Raw genomic sequence first — 17,329 nt, 5'->3', positions numbered from 1 at the left:
CGTCCTCGGCCTGCTTCAGCACGAAGGCGATCTGCGCCTCCGAAAACTTCGACCTCTTCATCGCTCGCTCCGCTTCCCTGGCCCTCCTTCATAACTGGAATTTTCCAGCTCCAAGCGGTCCAGAAAACCGGCAGCAGGTCACGATGAACCCCACTCCGCCCTCGGTCCGGTCTTACCAGACCGACCAAACCGGAGGCGGGGCGCGGCTCGTCTTGGGAACCCGCGCATTGCCATGCTCGGTTCTCAACGGGTCAACAGCGGTGTAGCAACAAGACCATGCAAACAACCGATCGCGTTCGCCGTGTCGTCGTCCTGGGGGGCGGAACCGCTGGTTGGATGACGGCTGCGGCCCTGTCACGCAGCTTCGGCGAAACGGTCGCGATCACGCTGCTGGAATCCGACACGATCGGCACCGTCGGCGTCGGCGAGGCTACGATCCCGACGATACACTGGTTCAACGAATTGGTCGGTATCGACGAGGCCGAATTTCTGCGCGCGACAAAGGCGACGTTCAAGCTCGGCATCGAGTTCGTGGACTGGACCGCGCCGGGGCACCGCTATTTTCATCCTTTTGGCCAGTTCGGCGCGACCCTGCCCGGGGTCGCTTTCCATCATCGCTGGCTGAAGGCGCAAGCGGAGGGGTTGGACATCTTTCTGCCCGCGCTGTCACTCGCCACGCAATTGGCGGCGCAGGGGCGGTTCGCGAAGCCCATGGGCGATGCGCGATCGATCCTGTCGACGCTCGGCTATGCCTATCACTTCGATGCCGGACTATACGCCGCCTTTCTGCGCCAACGGAGCGAGGCGGCGGGCGTGACCCGGATCGAGGGCACGTTGCGGCATGTCGAGCGCGACGGCGAAACCGGCTTCGTCACGGCGCTCGTGACCGAACGCGGCGAACGGTTCGGGGGCGACCTGTTCATCGACTGTTCGGGGTTTCGCGCCCTGTTGATCGCGGGCGAAATGGGCGAAGGCTATGACGACTGGTCGCACTGGCTGCCGTGCGACCGCGCGGTCGCGGTGCCGTGCGCCCGGGTCGCAGCGACCACGCCGTTCACGCGATCGACCGCGCGGGCGGCGGGGTGGCAGTGGCGCATCCCGCTGCAGCACCGCACCGGCAACGGCTATGTCTATGCGAGCCGCCATCTGTCGGACGACGAGGCAGCGGCGACGCTTCTGACGAACCTCGACGGCGAGCCGCTGGCTGAACCACGTTTCCTGCGCTTCACCGCCGGCACCAGACGGCGTCCATGGCGGGGCAATGTCGTCGCGATCGGGCTGTCGGCAGGGTTTCTGGAACCGCTGGAGTCCACCAGCATTCACTTGATCCAGAGCGGCATTACCAAGCTGCTGACGCTGTTCCCCGATCGTAACTGCGATCCTGCGCTGGCGGACCGGTTCAATGCCGTGTTCGCGCGCGATATGGACGGCATCCGGGATTTCCTGATCCTGCACTATCATGCGACCAGCGGACGCAGCGAACCGCTATGGACACATTGCCGGACCATGGCATTGCCCGAGACGCTGGTGGTCCGCGAGGAGCAGTATCGCCGGTCGGGGCGGCTGATTCTCGATACCGACGAACTGTTCCGCGATGCGAGCTGGCTGGCGGTGCTGAACGGCCAGGGGATCGTGGCACAGGGCTACAACCCCCTGGCCGACGCGATCGACAGCGCGACCAACCGGGCGCAGGTCCGCCAAATCGCCGACATCGTCGCGCGCGCTGCTCCGACGCTGCCGATGCACGATACCGCCCTGGCAGCTATGATCGGCCCGGCATGACCGCGCCCGACATCGTGGCGCGACGGATCGGGGCGGAGCGGCAGCCGATCGCGATCGTAGATCATTTCCATCCCGACCCGCAGGCCCTGCGTGACTTTGCTGCGGCCACGCGCTTCGAACCGGCACTACGGCAATATCCGGGCGTCCGGACGACCTTGCCACGCGATTATTTCCACGCGGTGCGACCGGCACTGTCGCAAGTGGTTGCGCATGTGTTTGGCCACAGCGGCGGTATCGCGCTGCTCGACGCCAGTTTTTCGGTCGTGACGACGCCCGCCGACCAGCTATCGGTCGAGCAACGCATTCCCCATTTCGATGCAGTCGATCCCAACCGAATTGCCCTAGTCCATTATCTGGGTGGCGAAGGCAGCGGCGGCACCGCCTTCTACCGCCACCGTGCAACCGGTTTCGAAACGATCGACGCAGCCCGCATGTCGACATATCTGGACGCGGTGCGGGCGGAGATGCTCAATGCACCCCCGCCGCCCGCCTATATCCAAGGATCGACCGCGCAGTTCGAACAGGTGTCGGCGGTCGATGCGCGCTGCAATCGGGCGGTCCTGTACCGCAGCGCGCTGCTGCACAGTGGGCTGATCCCACCCGATCTAGCGCTCGACGGCCATCCGGCGCGGGGGCGGCTGACGGTTACCGCTTTCCTTTCGCTGACCTGACCGCCTGCGGCGGCCGGACTGCCAAATAGACCGTGCTCCACAGTTGCGCGGCGTTGGATTCGTCAACGTCCTGCTTGCCAGCGCCGAACGCCACCACCCGATACCGGCCGTCGGTATTGGCCCAGGACCATAGCTCCGAACTCTGCGTCGCGCGGGTGGCGGCGATCGCGCGCCACAACCGCGCCTGTGCCGTAGTCAGCACCGTGCGGGTCTTGGCCGGGAGGTCGGGGCGAGCGAGTTGTCGTTCCAGACCAGCGGCGAACAGCGCCTGCTGCCACGACCATACCACCGCGCCGTGATAGGCGGCGGGGGTGAAGCGTCCCTGCACCGTCGCGTCGGTCTGCGCCGCATTAGCGACCAGCATCCCGATATCGGTCATCAAACCGGCGGGAAATGGCCGCATCGCAGCGGTGACGTAGGTTTCAAGATCGGCAGGCGACGGTTCGGCAAACATCAGCGAAAAGCCTTCGTCCGAGTTCACGATCGGGATCGGCCGACCGCTGTCATCGAGGGCGATCGCATGGAACACGAGTGGCGCGGTGCCGAGTGCGGCCAGCGCCGGCGCGGCGGGGATACCGAGCGAGCGCGCATAACCTTCGATCCGCGGCCGGGCCTGTGCTAATGGCACCGACACGCGGAACATGACCGGCGCACGGTCGCGCCACACCGCCGCCATCGCATCCGCCTCTGTCAGCGCTGCCCGATCCTCCGTAGTGAGATAGCGATCGAGCAGTCCTGCCCGCAACAACCGCGCTGCCGCCTCCAGCGCCGCTGGCACGAACACGGCATTAACGTCATAGGCATAGCGACCGCGACCCAGCCCCTCTTCGCTGTCGCGCCACTGGCCGGTCAGGCGCCCCTTGCCGATCGCTACCAGCCGTGACGTGTCCGGACGCTTCGCGAACGGCCGTGCGCTGTCGATAACGTAGCGAAGGTTGCGAACCAGAAGCTTGCCGGCCGGCGCGGTGGTATCGGGGACGCCTTCAGACACCAGTGGTCGAGCGAGGAATGCGCCAGCAGCGGCGGCGTTGCCGCGGTTGAGCAAATACGAAGCGGCGACGGGGGCGAGCATATAGTCGTCATCGACCATCGCGTAATCCAGCACGGCAGCGTCACCGCGCTGACCCAGTTTGCGCCGATCGACCACCGCGAACTCGCCTATACCCTCTTCATGCGCAACATCACCGCGCGCGTCGAGACGGGTGAGGACCGAACCCAGCCCCGCCTCGATCGCCTGCGGCTGCAATACCGGCATCAGCAGGCGTAGCGACATCAGCGTGTCGCGACCGAAATAGGTCTGGAACCGCCACGACCCGGCAAGGAATTTCTCGCGATAGCTGAGAAATTGCAGTGCGTTGCGCGCGGTAGAATCGTTGGCGGCACGGGCATTGAGCAGTTCGTTCGGGGCAAGGCCGTTCAGCGGCGTCTCACCGCTCGACGCCAATATCTCCATGCGCAGCGGGCGACCCGCATCGGCGACCAGCACGCCATTCCGGATCGAGCCGGACAGCAACCTTATCTCCAACAGATAACCCGGCTTGCCATCAAGACGCGGACGGCTCCAGCGGATCGTGTTGCCAGTGATGACCGGCTCGACCGCGACTTCGGCGGGGAACCGGCCGACCGACTGATAGTCGCGCAGGAACCGGATCGACGACAATATCGCTTGTTTGATGCGCAGTTCGGGCACGTCGATGCTGGCGCGGGTGACGATCGCCGGCTGCGGCCCGGCGACGCCGGGCGCAGTAGTCGGACGTGGTGCCTGTTCGAGGCGCCACGTTGCCACCTGCCCGACGGGAGCGAACCACAGCCCGACGCCGCTATTGCCGGCGGGAAAGGCGACAAGGATGCGCGGGTCGGTGCCGTTGCGCAGCAACAAATGCGCGGCGACCGGCCCTTCGCGGACGAAGGCGTTGAGATTCTGCCCCTCGGTCAACTGATAGGCAAGTTCGGGAGCCTTGGCCGGGCGCTGTGCCACCGCCAGCCCCGTTCCCGCCAGCATCGCACCCGCAAGCAACCACCGCACCATGGTCTTCATCGCGCAACCTCTTTTGATAATATTTCGGCCGTCGTTACGACTGGGCGTCGCTCCCCTCCCTGCCGAGGGAGAGGAGCCGTTGTCCGGGAAGACGACCGATCCGTCAGAACCGGAACGTCAACGAACCGCCATAGGTCGGACCGACGATTCCGCGGGCATAGAAGAAGCCGTCGGTAATCGCCTGCGTCTGGCCCTGTCGCGGATTGCCCTCGGTCAGACCAACGACGTCGAAGACGTTGTCGGCGTTCAGGTTCAATTGTACCCGCTGGCTGAGGTTCAGGTTCACGCCGATCCCGGTCACGCCATAGCTGGGCAGTGCGATGCCGTTGCCGTTGTCGGCGAAGATCTTGCCGACGAACTTGTAGCGGGCATAGACGTCGCCGAGACCGTTCGGCAGCGTCAACGACGGCAGGATCGTGAACAATTGTGCCGGGGTACGTTCGGGGCGATTGCCCTCGAACGAAGCCCCCTGATCGACGCCGTCGAGTTGCAGGTTGAGCAGTTGCGGATCCTGGAACACGCCCTGGAAATCGACCGAGAACCATGTCGTCGGGCGAACGACGAAGTCGATCTCGACGCCCTTGGTCCGCAGGTCGGCGTTCAGGTTCTGCTGTTGAGAGGGGTTGGTGGGGTTGGCGAAATTATAATTCTGATTGTCGAAGTTGGTGCGGAAGACGGTCGCCGAGCCGGAGAAGAAGCGCCCCATCTGATAGCGGACGCCGGCTTCGTACAGCTCGATCGTGGTGATCGGATCGACGTTGTTGGTCTGGAACCCGTTGGCGTAGCGGGCATAGACCGCGAAGTTGGGCGTGATGAGATAGTTGGCACCGACCGTCCACGACGCCTTGCGCTGGGTGCGCTGACGCACGGCGAAGGTGCCGTCGAAGCTGGACCCGACATTGCGGACCACGCCGCCGACGCCCGCCGGCACCGGCTGGTTCGTCGCCAACTGGTTGCCGTCGCGCGCCGTCGCATCGTCGCTTTCCCAGCGGACCCCGCCGTCGATGCGCAGATCGCCGATCGCGACTTCGTCGTTGACGTAGAGCGAGACCGCCGAATCCAGTCGCTCGCGAATGCCGGCACCCCAGTCGCCATAGGAGACGAGACCGTTGTCCGACAGCGTGCCGATCACCTGATTGGCGGAATTGAGCGCGACGATGTCATAGATGTCGCTATTGGTGCTGACGCCGTTGACGACGCTGGCGGTCGCCGACTGATCCTGCGATCGCTTGACGTTATAGTACATGACGCCGGCGGTAAGCGAGTTCTTGAAGCTGTCGTTCTCATATTCCCATCGGCCGCCGACATTCGCTCCGAAGTCGCGCCCGTCGATATAGTCGTGGTTGAGGACGGTGCGCTGCAGGAAGCCGTTGCCGTTCAGCGCGTCCAGTTCCGCCGTCTGGTTCGACCCCAATACCACGCCGGTCCGCAGATTCTTGATCCCGAACCGGACGCGATCGGGGAAATTGGCCGAACCGAGCACCAGCAGGTCGTTGATCGGCGAATTGCCGCCCTGCGTCAGATAGTTGCGCGCGCTGGTCAGACCGCCATTGCCGGTACCCGACCCAGGAAACAGCCCGTTGAAGTCGTATGAATATTTAAGATACCGGGCATGGGCGAACAGATCGAGGGTTTCGGTGACCGGCTTTTCGATGTCCAGCCGGACCTGTGCCGTCTTTGCCTTGATCCCGTCGCGATAGCGGAATTCGCGGAAGCCGCTGGGATGGGCGAAGGTCGATACCGGCACCGCAATGTTGGCGAACGCGTCGCCACCGACATTACCGAACTGGGTATCGAGACCGGCGATGCCGCGCACTTCGCCGTCGTCGAGCCGATAGGGCATGGTCGCATAGTAAGCGTTCTCGACATCGCCGCCCTTGGCCGACAGGCGGACATAGCCGCCGCCGTCGAAGCGATATTCGAGCATGCTCTTGATCCGCCAGCCGGCATAGTCGAACGGATTGTCGCGCACGCCGGGGCTGGATTGGACATAGCCGCCGATGTTGAACGCCAGATTGTCGCTGAGCGGCTGCGAATAATAGAAATCGCCGCGCTTCATGCCGTAATTATAGGCGGTGACGCGCGCCGCCCCTTCGGCTTCGTTGAAGTTTGGACGCCGCGAGATGAAGTTGATCGTCGCACCGGCGCCGTTAACGGTCAGCACGCCCGACGAACCGCCCTTGACCGCTTCGAGGCGATCGATAGTCAGATCCTGATCGAAGAAGAAGTCGGCGCCGCCCCCGCCATAGAGGATCGGCATGCCGTCCTCCTGCAACTGGACGAAGCGCTGGCCGCCGCCCTGAAGACCGCGCACCGAATAGTTGTTCGACACCTGCCCCGCCGTCGCTTCGACGAAGATGCCGGGGACGAGTTCGAGCATATCGGCGGTCGAGCGCGGCGCGCGGCGATCGATATCGGCGCGGTCGGCCAGCGTGATGTCGGCCGATGCGGTGATGAGCGGACGATCGCGCGTGGTCGTGCCGGTGACGACGATCACATCCTGTTCGTCATCGGTCGTCGCAGTCGTGCCATCGGCGGTCTGCGTGGTCGCCGGATCGGCCGGCGGCGTCTGTGCGAAAGCCGCGACCGGCAGCAGCGTCGCGCTGGCCAGCAATGCCGCGCGTCCGCCAAAGCGGTTAAATGTCAGCATGATCCTCTCCACCCTGTAATCTTTGGTCCCGGGGTTCCCGGAACCGGTTACAACTAGACCCGCGCCGATAAGGCTGCAATGTTGGTTAACGGACCAAAGACTTTGCGAGCCGAACTGTGGCGATCCAGCAACATTTAGTCGAAGCAATGCTGACAAGTCGCAGGAGGCTTTTGTCGGGCGTGCTGCTCGGCAGCACCGCCGCGCTGCTGCCGATCGGGGCGCGTGCCGCCTCCGTTCGGGTCGAGACGCTGCTGTCGCAGATGACGCTGCCGGAAAAGGCGGGGCAGCTCAGTTGCTTCAATGACGAGATCCGTCCGGTCGGCGCCGTGTTCAATCCGGTGATCGATCCACGCGGCGGCGATGCCATGCTGGCCGATATTCGCGCCGGACGCATTGGCATGCTCTTCAATGGCTATGGCGTAGCGGGCGCGCGCCGGGCGCAGGAAGCGGCGCTGACGAGCCGGTTGCGCATCCCCCTCGCCTTCGCCGCCGACGTGCTACACGGGTGCCGGACGATCTTTCCGATCCCGTTGGCGGAAGCGGCGGCGTTCGACCCCGACTTGTCGCGCCGGGCGGCGCGGGCGGTAGCAGTGGAGACGACCGCAGGCGGAATCCACTGGACCTTCGCGCCGATGGTCGATGTCGCGCGCGACCAGCGCTGGGGCCGGGTCGCCGAGGGCGCGGGGGAGGACGTGCTGCTCAACCAATTGCTGGCGGCGGCGCGGGTCGAGGGGTTTCAGGGGCCGGACCTGACGCGCGCCGACGCGCTGCTCGCAACGCCCAAGCATTTCGTTGGGTACGGCGCAGTACGGGGTGGCATGGAATATGCCGCAGTCGACATGAGCGGGGCCGAACTACGCGAGACGTTCTTGCCGCCGTTCACCGCCGCCTTTGCCGCCGGTGCCGGCGCGACCATGGCGTCGTTCACCGATTTCGGCGGCGTGCCGGTCAGCGCCAATCGCCCCCTGCTGACCGACATGTTGCGCGGCGAACTCCGCTTCGACGGGGTATGCGTGTCCGATTACGATGCCGATCGCGAATTGATCGCGCACGGCGTCGCGGCGGACGAGGCCGACGCTGCACGGCTCGCCATTCTTGCCGGGATCGACATGTCGATGCAGAGCGGGCTGTTCGTCCGTCACCTGCCGGCACTGGTCGCGGAAGGACGCGTGCCGCTCGGCGCAGTCGATCAGGCGGTGCGGCGGGTGTTGACGCTGAAGGAGCGGCTGGGACTGTTCGATGATCCGTTCCGGTCGATCGACCGGCGGGCCGAGCGGCGCGAGACCGGGAGCGTCGCGATCAAGCAAGTGGCGCGCGAGGTGGCGACGCGATCGATCGTGCTTTTGCGCAACGATGGCGGCCTGCTGCCATTGCCGCGCGCGGGCAAGCGCATCGCGCTGATCGGTCCGTTCGGGGCCGATCGCGCCAATCTGAATGGACCATGGTCGTTTGCGGGGGATGCCGGGGACGGCATTGACATCGCGACGGGACTGCGCGCGATACTCGACGATCCGGCGCTCCTCGTCGTCGAAGCTGGTAGCGCGATCGGCGAATCCCTGCCCGGCGGAATCGAGCGCGCGCTTGTGGCGGCGCGCGGGGCCGACATCGTCCTCCTCGCCATCGGTGAAGGGGCCGATATGTCGGGCGAAGGCAATAGCCGGACCGACATCATCGTCCCGGCCGCACAACAGGCGCTGGCCGAAGCGGTGGCAGCGGTCGGCAAGCCGATCGTCGTCCTGCTGCGCCATGGTCGTGCGCTGGCGCTGACCGGCGCGGTGCGCGATGCGCCTGCGTTGCTCGCGACATGGTTCCTGGGCGAGCAGACCGGGCCGGCGATCGCCGACATATTGTTCGGCAAGGTCGAGCCGACCGGGCGGCTGCCGGTCAGCTTTCCGATCGCCAGCGGACAGCAGCCCTGGTCCTATGACCGGCGGAGCACCGGCCGGCCCGCACCCGACAGCGACCCGATGACACCGGGCCGCAGTCATTGGCGCGACGCACCGGACCAGGCGCTGTACCCGTTCGGGTCGGGCATGGGCTATACGCGCTTCGCGCTGTCGGCGCTCCGCCTGCCGGGCACGGTTGCTGCCGGTGCGGCGGTGCCGATATCGGTGCTGGTGCGCAACATCGGCACGCGAACCGGGTCGGCGCTGATTCGCCTGGACGTTCATGACCGCGTGGCGAGTAGGACCCGTCCAATACGGCAAATGAAGGCTTTCGCGCGTGTTACGCTGGCGGCCGGCGCCGAGGCGCGCGTGGCGCTGACCATCGTCGGTGATGCACTGGCCTTGATAGCGAGCGATGGAACGCGGCAGATCGAACCCGGCCGGTTCGACTGCTGGATCAGCGCAGGTGACGAAACCGAGATCGGTGGAAGTTTCGAAGTACGCTGAGGCCGTCGCTGACAATATTATATTGGCGAACCAGCGTGCCACACCCGTCAGAATTGCCTGATCGATCACCTTGCTGGACGGCCGGCTATATCGACAAGCGAACTGAAGTGCGCCTGCGCGGGCGGGGATAGCAACGTGCCGATAGGCTTCCTGTCGCTCCACCCGGAATGTGATGATGGTCGCGATGGCGCTCTGGATGGTAGCGGTGCCGACAACGCTCTCGATCGTGCATTGACATTGATCGCCGGTCGGCGCCGATAGCGGGTATGGAACGCCGACTGCCGCGTCTTGCCGCTATGCTCCGCCTCGCGGCTCTGGCCGTGTTGGCGCTGGTGCTGGTCATGCGCCTGGGGCCGATCTGCGAAGCGGTTGCGAACGCCTCGCCTGTCGCGTTGGAAATGGCCGGTTGCGTGAGCAAGCCGAAGCCGGGGAAGGCACCGCAACAAGCCGCCTGCTCGAGCCCGTGCGCGGCGGTTCAGGCCAGTGCGCTGGCACCGGTCGACGTTGCCCCTCCCGCACGCCTGGCGTTGCGCCCCCTGCCCGTCGTCGGCCTCACGGGTATGCCCATCCCCCCGGCCACGCCGCCTCCGCGAACCGTGTGACGATCACGATCCCACGCTTTCAATCGACGGAGTTACTGATGAACAAGTTCAAGCTGATCGGCGTCGCTCTGGCGCTGGCCATCCCCGGTGTCGCGTTCGCGGCCGGTTCATGCTGTGCCGCCATGGCGTGCTGCAAGGACGGCGCGGACTGCTGCAAGGAACAGGACGGCAAAAAGGGCGACTGCTGCGCCGGCATGAAGGACGGCAAACACGATGACCATGCCGGACACGACATGTCGGGCATGAAGCACTGATACAGGGGCGGCGGGAGCGATCCTCCACTCCCGCCGCTATTTACCCGTGATGGGCGTAGACGCGACGTCCGCCCGGTCCGAACGCGATCACGTCGTAGGCCTGTGCCTTCATGCCGGGCATCTCCATCCCCGGTGATCCCATCGGCATCCCCGCCACCGCAAGTCCCGTCACGCCCTTCGGCTTGGTGGCCAGCGCGTGCCTCAAGCGGTCTTTTGCAGCAACGGTTCGATGCGCAGGTTGACGATGTCGCAGGCGGCAGAACGGGTGAGGACGAAAAAGATCGCCTCGGCAATCTCGGCCGGATCGAGCATCTCGCCCACGGCGACCGCTGCCCGTTTCTCCTCCGTACTGCACTGCTGCATGGCCGTGTCGACCGATCCGGGCTGAATGACGCTGACCTTGATGTTGCGGCCGGCGACTTCCTTGCGCAGCGTTTCGGCGAACGCCTGTACGCCGGCCTTGGTCGCGGCATAGACGCTTTCGCCCACCGCTTTGATCTCGGTACTGATCGACCCGACAAACAACAGGTGGCCCCCGCCGGCCACCTCCATCCGCTCGATCGAATGCTTGGCGCAGCCAAGAAAGGCTGCGAGGTTGGTGTCTAGGACATAGCGCCAATTGGTATCGTCCATGTCCACGATCGGATCGGCACCGAGCGCCGCGCAAGCGACCAGCATGTCGATTCCGCCGAGCGTGTCGTCGACCGCCGCGAACACCGCATCGACTCCTTTCTCGCCGGCTAGATCCGCCGCGACGACGGACACGTCGCCCGGTGCCGCCGCCATCGCTTCCTCCAGCGACGCTTGATGTCGGCCGCAGGTCACGACTCGTGCGCCCGCGGCGGCGAGCGCCGTCAGCTTCGCGCTGCCAATGCCGCTGGTTCCCCCCGTCAGCAGGATGCGTTTGCCGTTGAGATCAGTCATGCTCATTCCCACGTCAGGATCAGACGGCCATTCGCCGGTACGCGATAATCGATGCGATCGGCATCGACCGCCTCGGCATCGATCGGGTCGCCGTCGGCGGTGGTGAGCTTGCTGTCGGGCAAGCTGCGGCCCGGCAGCCGGACCAGCCGCAAATTCGCCGTCCGCGGCGCCCCCCCCATCAAGTTGGACCGACAAAGCCCGGTTGCCGATACGTTCGACCGCGCGCAATAGCAGGTCGCAGTACAGGCGGAACGGCGCGCCCTCGACATGGTGGAGCGCGCGTGATGCAAAGATGAACGCCGCCCCCGCACCATAGACTTCCTGCCCGACCTGTCCGGCGGGCTGGCCATCGGGATAGAGGTCCTCTAGCGGAAAGGACAGATTGCGGGCGACATGGCCGTTCGACTCCCGCTGCTCGGTCGCGATCGCCTCGTCCGGCAGCGCATCGGGATAATAATACCAGGCTCGCGATAGGACATAGCGGCAATATTCGCCGATGAACATCCGTGCTTCCGGCTCTAGGTCAGGGCCGCCATCATTCGAATATTGTTCGAATGCTACGAAGCTGTCGAAACATTCGTACATCGCCATGTACGGTGCATCCTGCAGGCAAGTAACCGCGAGGAATGTCTCGTAGTGCTCGGCATGGCCGATCTGGCTATCCCACAGCAGTGCGTTGTGCAGGAAGCTGGCGAGATAGACGTAGCTTTGCTCGCGATAGACGTCGCGATTGGTGATCCGCCACAACCGCATACAGGCAGCGGCGCCCCATGCGGTCAGGTTCGCCTGATAATTGATGTTGAAGCGCAAGCCGATCGCCGCATCGATCGCAGCACGCGCTTCATTGAGATACATCTTCTCGTCGGTCAGTTCGAACGCCTGCAACATGACCCAGGCATAGATGCCGCCGACATCAGTCTGCCCGCGCCCGTCGACCTCCGCCTCTTCGGTGATCACCGAAAAGTCGGTAATCTTGTACTGGATCGGCCAGCGATAGTCGAAATGACGTGCGGCCTTCACAGCATAGTCGATTGAGTCGAGGAACAGCCCGCGCGCCTGCCGGTCAACGTCGAGCGCGAGGCTGACGAGGTTCAGCAGCGGGTGATATAGATACCGGCTGTCGACGGCATCGGCGTCCTTGTCCTTGCCGACGTTGGGCAGATAGCGCCGGAGTGTGCCGAGGTCGCGATCGTAGAATCTGCGCAGGCCCGCCTTGAGTTCCTTTTCCAGCGGGTGCGGCTCGCCGCGCCATTTGCCCCATTGGTGGAGTGCGGCGATGGCTGACATCTGCACCATGATGTCGGGATATTCCGCAGCGGTGTAGGGATGGACGTAGCGATGGCCGTAATGCCGGATCGTCGCCTCCGGCGCGGTCATCAGGTCGTGCGCCGACCGTTCGGCACGGTCGGCCCAGTCGCGATACTGGACCGGCGGCAGGTCGAGAACGTCGTAGACCGCGCCCAGCATCTGAACGAACTGGCGCGCCGACTCGTGCTCATGCGGTGGTGCTTCGTGGCGGAAGACCAGTATCTGGTCGGACAGCGTCACCGCCCGCCGGGCGCGGTTCGTTCGACAACTGCCACGCCATGATCGTCGGATCGTCGGCATAGGGTTTGCCGGTCACGCCATTGGTCCGCCCGACAACGGTGCGGATCCAGTCGCGGTACAGGTCCATCGCCGCGCGATTGCCATAGAATTGCGCGTTGAAGTTCGCGAAGGCCGGCCAGGGATGCGCTGGATCGTTCATGTTCAGATAGTTGCCGCCATTGACGTAGGACAGATAGGTCATCATGCCGCCCGACCATTCCCAGAAAGTGGTCAGGTACAGCACCGCGCGAATACCGCGCTTGCCCATTTCCGCCAGCGCGTAATCAAGGCCCGCCAGCAGCGTCCGGTTGTAATCCTTGCCCGGTCCGCGGAACCCCGGCTTGATCGAGTTCTTCAGCGGCCCTTCCTCGCTCGACGCCACCACGCGGACGTTGGTCACGCCCATCGCCGCCAGCGCATCGAGCTCGCGCCCCAGCCGGGCGCGGTCGCCATAGGGGGCATCGACGCCGAGATAGGCGGCATACCACATATTGCCGCCGACGAAGCGATAGGGCTGGTCATCGACCAGCAGCCGCACCCCCTCGCGCCGTACGAAACCCTGCGCGCCCGCCCCGGTCGGCCGCGAGAGGGGCGGGGCCTGCGACCGTGCGATCGCCGTGCCGACCGACCGCACCGAACCGGTGCTGCCCTATACCCGCGCCACCGCGCACGCCGCCGGCTGGCAGTGGCGCATTCCGCTGCAGCATCGCACCGGCAACGGCGTGGTCTATGCCAGCCGCTATATGGACGACGATGCGGCGGAGGCACTGGTGCTAAGCCGCCTCGATGCAGCGCCCACCGCAGCGCCGCGCCGCCTGTCGTTCACCGCCGGGCGGCGCGATGCGATGTGGGCGGGCAATGTCGTCGCGATCGGCTTGTCGGGCGGCTTCCTCGAACCGCTCGAATCGACCAGCATCCATCTGATCCAGCAGGGGATATCGAAACTGTTCGCGCTGTTCCCCGACCGCGGCTTCTCTCCCGTCGAGCGCGACGAATATAACCGGCAGATGGCCGACAACTACCGGTCGATCCGTGACTTCATCATCCTCCACTACCACGCGACCGCACGCGACGATTCCCCCTTCTGGAACCATGTCCGCACAATGGACGTGCCCGACAGCCTGACGCGCAAGATCGACCTGTTCCGGCAGAAGGGGCGCATTTTCCGCTACGAGGACGAATTGTTCGCGATGCCCAGCTGGGTCGCGGTGCTCCTCGGGCAGGGAATCGAACCGGTCGGTTACGACCCGATCGCCGACGCCCTCGACGAGGAACGCCTGCTCCCCGCCATCCGCCAGATGCGCAGCGCAACCGCGGCGGCGGTCGCGACCCTGCCGCAACATGGGGCGGTGCTGGCGCGGACCGTCGGCTTTACACAACCGGCGGGGGTTCAGCCCCCCTGTCCTTCCGGCTGAACGAACGTCTGTTCCTTCGCAATCGCTGTCTGAAAGCGGCCGTACCGTTTCCCACCAATTCTCGCCGTTCCTGCCATCGCTGGTCGACGCGTCAGGCCAGCGTGAATGCAGGTCCGGGGTTGGAGAGCGCAAAACAGCTGTGAATGTCGTCTCGTGGGTCGTTGCAGCTTCTCGGTTAGATTAAACGACTCGCTTACTATCCTCCGCGTCATCGCCAAGGGCTGCAGCTATCATAGCAGCGAGAGCTTCCTCCGCCCGCTGGCGCCCTGCAGGATCCTTAGCGAGCAGATCATGCCGGATCCATTCGGGCGCTCGCCGCACTACGCTGGTGATTACTGACTGCCGCTTATCCATCATACCGCTACGGAGCCCCGGCTGTACATATGAGCGAGTACCTGGAACGACGAAAGGATCGAACACGACAAAGGTCGCAATGGCTTTTTCCCCGAACAATATGGGTTTGAAGGTCTGGTTATGGTTCGCTTGTGCCGCAACCGGAGGATTCTGATCCTTGACCCAAGAAATCTCAAAGCCACAAGGATCTAGCTGCCCAGTCTTGCGGGAAACCCATTGCGGCTAGATCGCCGGTCGGATGCTGGGCAAGCAACGCCGCCAGCTCATCTCGCCAAACCGATGTAGGAGCAACCTGCTTCAGCAGGAAAACCACGAGGACCAGGGCGTTGTAGAGCTGGGCAGGAGCATGGGCTGCCGGCGGTTCAAGCGTGCTTACGAGGGCGGCCGGTTTAAAGGGCACCCGCATGCGCAACAGAAAGCCTCGGTTCCAAAGCCGGGCATGATGTGCGCAGCTGTTTCGGATCGTGGAGAGATGTTTGAGAAGTGGCACCAGCACTGCCTCGTGAAGACCAAGAGGCTTGGCTATGGCGTTGCGGAGCGCCCGATCGTCGAGCAGCGCGTACCACCGGGAGAGCTGACCGAACGACATCATTTCCGCCACCATCCACACAGGCGGCATTGCTGGTGTGCTGTAGGTCCGACGGTAATGATCGATGTAGGTCTCAGGCGAGCTTGCCACGTCGTTGGTCAAGCGGGTTAGGTTGTCGTGGTACCTACCCGAATGTTGATAAAGCGCTGCATCCAGGTAGCCGTGGGGCCCAAATCGCTGCGCGAGCTCGTACGCCCAGCTGCCCCGCACAGCGACTTCGATCCGCTCGATCGCATCAAGCACCAGCAACCGAAGGCGCCGGTCGAAATCGTATAAGGCAGTGACGGTATCGAAGGTGGTGCCTGGTAGGAAACGGGGGCCAGAACTGCCCTTGGGATATTCGAAGGGCAGCCAGTAGGCGCTCAGACGGTAGTAGCTTACATGGCGTAGCCAGTGCTCGGCTCGTGCCACGTCAGGGACCGCCATGCCTTGAGCCTGGAGATGTTGGAGCTGCTGCGCGATCGTCGTCGCGGGTTTTGTAAAAGGGCGTAGCACCCACCCTGCTTAGCAGGGCAAAAAAAGACCCGCCAAGTGTGCATATCCTTACGGATAGAGGCCTGGCGGGTTCGATTGACTCCGAGATATGAGCGAAAACCCAACAAAGCAATGAGGGCTGGTATATTTTTAGCGGACACGCAGGCGTTTGGAGGTAGGCACCCTCACCAAACGCCCGCCCTACATTGATCTGCTATTAAGCGTCAGCGGCTTCCGCCCTTTTCGCACCGCGCCGGCCTTTAGGCGGGGTAGCGGTAGCAGCGTCTGCTGCCGCAGGCGTGTCCGAGGCTGCCTTGGGCTTGCGTCCGAGACCAATTCGCTTGGCCATGTCGCGGCGGCTCTCGCTGTACGTCTCTGAAACCATGGGATAGTCGGCTTTGAGACCATAACGAGCACGATACTCGTCCGGCGTCAGGCCATGCCCAGACAGGTGGCGGCGAAGCGTCTTGTAAGGTTTGCCGTCAATCATGCTGATAATGTGATCTTTGCTGGCAAGCGACTTTCGTACCGACACTGCTGGCGTATATTCGGGTTCGGCGGCTTCGGAAGACGTATCTTCGGCAGGCGTGCCAAGGCTAGTCACGGTTGCATACATCGACTGAAGGAACGCGGGCACGTCGTCTGCTGCTACCCGCGTATTGGAGTTGCCCAACCAGGCGATGGTCAGTTCGGTTGCCAGTTCGGTAGCGTTGATTTCGGTGGTCATTGGGTTTCCAGTTTTGGATCTAGCGCCGCTCTACGGTCATTTATACATAGGTTGCGCGGTAACGGCGGCAACAGGTATCTTGTTAATCTGTAATGTCGATCTGTGGTTTCAGAGATAGGTACGCCGTGTATCGATAAGTACGCAAAATGCCCCAACACGTATGCGTGATATTGAAAACGAAACATTTTTCTTCGTCACAGGATTTTTGCGCCTACCTATCGTGGCGCACCTTTACCGTATGTGGGCATATAGCGACCGACTGTCGTCCAGCATGCTGATCGGCGTGGGTGTGATCCAGCTGCTGCCCAGGATCGGGTAAGGGCCGTAGAACAGGTCACCAAGAGCACGTCGGTAGTGCGCGTTCATCCAGCGCCGGCGACGATGCTCCGGGTCGTCATGGATCATGTGGCATCGTTGGCAAAGCGCTGCCAGCTGATCGAAGGCGCTGTTGCTCGGATCATGATTGAGGTGCGCACAAGCCAGCACCACTGGCGTCCAGGCACCGTGCTCCAGAATGTTTTCGACCGGACGCCGCACCCGCCGGCCCTGGCCGTTACGCCAATATTGCCGCTTGCGATCCCACCAGCGGCCATCGCGCATATGGAACACTCGTTGCCCATGAGGGCGGCCACAATGCTCGCAGCAGCCCTTCGCTCGCACGAAGCGGACATGATGCGAAATCTGCAACCAGTCGATGGGGTACAGGAAGATGTGTTCCGGCCGGATCGGCATCAGATCTCCCATTCTTGCAGAGGCGGCTGTGACGTGACCCCAGTCTTTCATCCAGCTGCGACCAGAGACCGACCGTGGTTGTCGCGCATGAGCGCGGGTGAAGCAACGGGCGGGGTTAACCCCGCCCGTTGCTGTTC

At 64.0% G+C, this 17,329-nt stretch carries 13 protein-coding genes and 1 pseudogene; 6 read left to right on the top strand and 8 right to left on the bottom strand.

What is annotated here, in order from left to right:
- From ACTHQV_RS18945 to ACTHQV_RS18935, 3 genes are all read left to right on the top strand, one after another.
- Positions 1-266 (top strand): hypothetical protein (locus tag ACTHQV_RS18945; RefSeq protein ID WP_440492278.1); only part of this gene is annotated, 266 nt, incomplete at its 5' end.
- A 10-nt stretch (positions 267-276) separates the two neighbouring features.
- Positions 277-1,782, top strand: a complete 1,506-nt coding sequence (locus ACTHQV_RS18940; RefSeq protein WP_440492277.1) for a tryptophan halogenase family protein — start codon at positions 277-279, stop codon at positions 1,780-1,782.
- Entirely contained in the window at positions 1,779-2,453 is a 675-nt protein-coding gene (locus tag ACTHQV_RS18935) for a DUF6445 family protein (protein WP_440492276.1), read from the top strand. The genes ACTHQV_RS18940 and ACTHQV_RS18935 overlap by 4 nt, the downstream gene beginning before the upstream one ends.
- Here the strand turns inward: ACTHQV_RS18935 and ACTHQV_RS18930 are convergent.
- Together ACTHQV_RS18930 and ACTHQV_RS18925 are read right to left on the bottom strand one after the other, a co-directional pair.
- Positions 2,428-4,491: a hypothetical protein gene (locus ACTHQV_RS18930; protein WP_440492275.1), complete on the bottom strand. Its 2,064-nt coding sequence runs from the start codon at positions 4,489-4,491 to the stop codon at positions 2,428-2,430. The two genes, ACTHQV_RS18935 and ACTHQV_RS18930, sit on opposite strands and share 26 nt — an antisense overlap.
- Positions 4,492-4,594: 103 nt before the next feature.
- Positions 4,595-7,141 (bottom strand): TonB-dependent receptor domain-containing protein, encoded by a 2,547-nt coding sequence (locus ACTHQV_RS18925; protein WP_440492274.1) that lies wholly within the window; start codon positions 7,139-7,141, stop codon positions 4,595-4,597.
- 146 nt (positions 7,142-7,287) lie between these two features.
- Between ACTHQV_RS18925 and ACTHQV_RS18920 the strand changes: the two genes are divergently transcribed.
- Both ACTHQV_RS18920 and ACTHQV_RS18915 read left to right on the top strand, forming a co-directional pair.
- Positions 7,288-9,534, top strand: coding sequence for a glycoside hydrolase family 3 N-terminal domain-containing protein (locus ACTHQV_RS18920; protein WP_440492273.1), 2,247 nt, complete (start codon positions 7,288-7,290; stop codon positions 9,532-9,534).
- Between the two features lie 640 nt (positions 9,535-10,174).
- The gene (locus ACTHQV_RS18915; RefSeq protein ID WP_440492272.1) at positions 10,175-10,390 is read left to right on the top strand and encodes a hypothetical protein; all 216 of its coding nucleotides are present in this window, start codon (positions 10,175-10,177) and stop codon (positions 10,388-10,390) included.
- Positions 10,391-10,430: 40 nt separating this feature from the next.
- Here the strand turns inward: ACTHQV_RS18915 and ACTHQV_RS18910 are convergent.
- The 3 genes and pseudogenes from ACTHQV_RS18910 to ACTHQV_RS18900 form a co-directional block, all read right to left on the bottom strand.
- Positions 10,431-10,595, bottom strand: a pseudogene (locus ACTHQV_RS18910) (DUF411 domain-containing protein); the annotation flags it as partial.
- The gene (locus ACTHQV_RS18905; protein WP_440492279.1) at positions 10,592-11,314 is read right to left on the bottom strand and encodes an SDR family oxidoreductase; all 723 of its coding nucleotides are present in this window, start codon (positions 11,312-11,314) and stop codon (positions 10,592-10,594) included. The gene ACTHQV_RS18905 and the pseudogene ACTHQV_RS18910, both read right to left, overlap by 4 nt.
- Positions 11,315-12,809: 1,495 nt before the next feature.
- Entirely contained in the window at positions 12,810-13,535 is a 726-nt protein-coding gene (locus tag ACTHQV_RS18900; protein ID WP_440492271.1) for a hypothetical protein, read from the bottom strand.
- On the opposite strand from ACTHQV_RS18900, the gene ACTHQV_RS18895 reads away from it, so the two are divergent.
- Positions 13,519-14,316, top strand: coding sequence for a tryptophan 7-halogenase (locus ACTHQV_RS18895; RefSeq protein ID WP_440492270.1), 798 nt, complete (start codon positions 13,519-13,521; stop codon positions 14,314-14,316). The genes ACTHQV_RS18900 and ACTHQV_RS18895 overlap by 17 nt on opposite strands.
- Before the next feature lie 526 nt (positions 14,317-14,842).
- Here ACTHQV_RS18895 and ACTHQV_RS18890 read toward each other — a convergent pair.
- The 3 genes from ACTHQV_RS18890 to ACTHQV_RS18880 all read right to left on the bottom strand — a co-directional run bounded on the left by ACTHQV_RS18890 (position 14,843) and on the right by ACTHQV_RS18880 (position 17,192).
- Positions 14,843-15,685: an Abi family protein gene (locus ACTHQV_RS18890; RefSeq protein ID WP_440492269.1), complete on the bottom strand. Its 843-nt coding sequence runs from the start codon at positions 15,683-15,685 to the stop codon at positions 14,843-14,845.
- A 265-nt stretch (positions 15,686-15,950) separates the two neighbouring features.
- Positions 15,951-16,460 (bottom strand): MucR family transcriptional regulator, encoded by a 510-nt coding sequence (locus tag ACTHQV_RS18885; RefSeq protein ID WP_440492268.1) that lies wholly within the window; start codon positions 16,458-16,460, stop codon positions 15,951-15,953.
- A gap of 231 nt (positions 16,461-16,691) precedes the next feature.
- The gene (locus ACTHQV_RS18880) at positions 16,692-17,192 is read right to left on the bottom strand and encodes a hypothetical protein (RefSeq protein ID WP_440492267.1); all 501 of its coding nucleotides are present in this window, start codon (positions 17,190-17,192) and stop codon (positions 16,692-16,694) included.
- Positions 17,193-17,329: the final 137 nt, after the last annotated feature.

This window comes from Sphingomonas sp. SAFR-052 (genome assembly GCF_051965015.1).
Classification (GTDB): domain Bacteria; phylum Pseudomonadota; class Alphaproteobacteria; order Sphingomonadales; family Sphingomonadaceae; genus Sphingomonas.
Note: the sequence above shows the minus strand (reverse complement) of the source record. Positions and strands in the feature narration are given on the sequence as shown.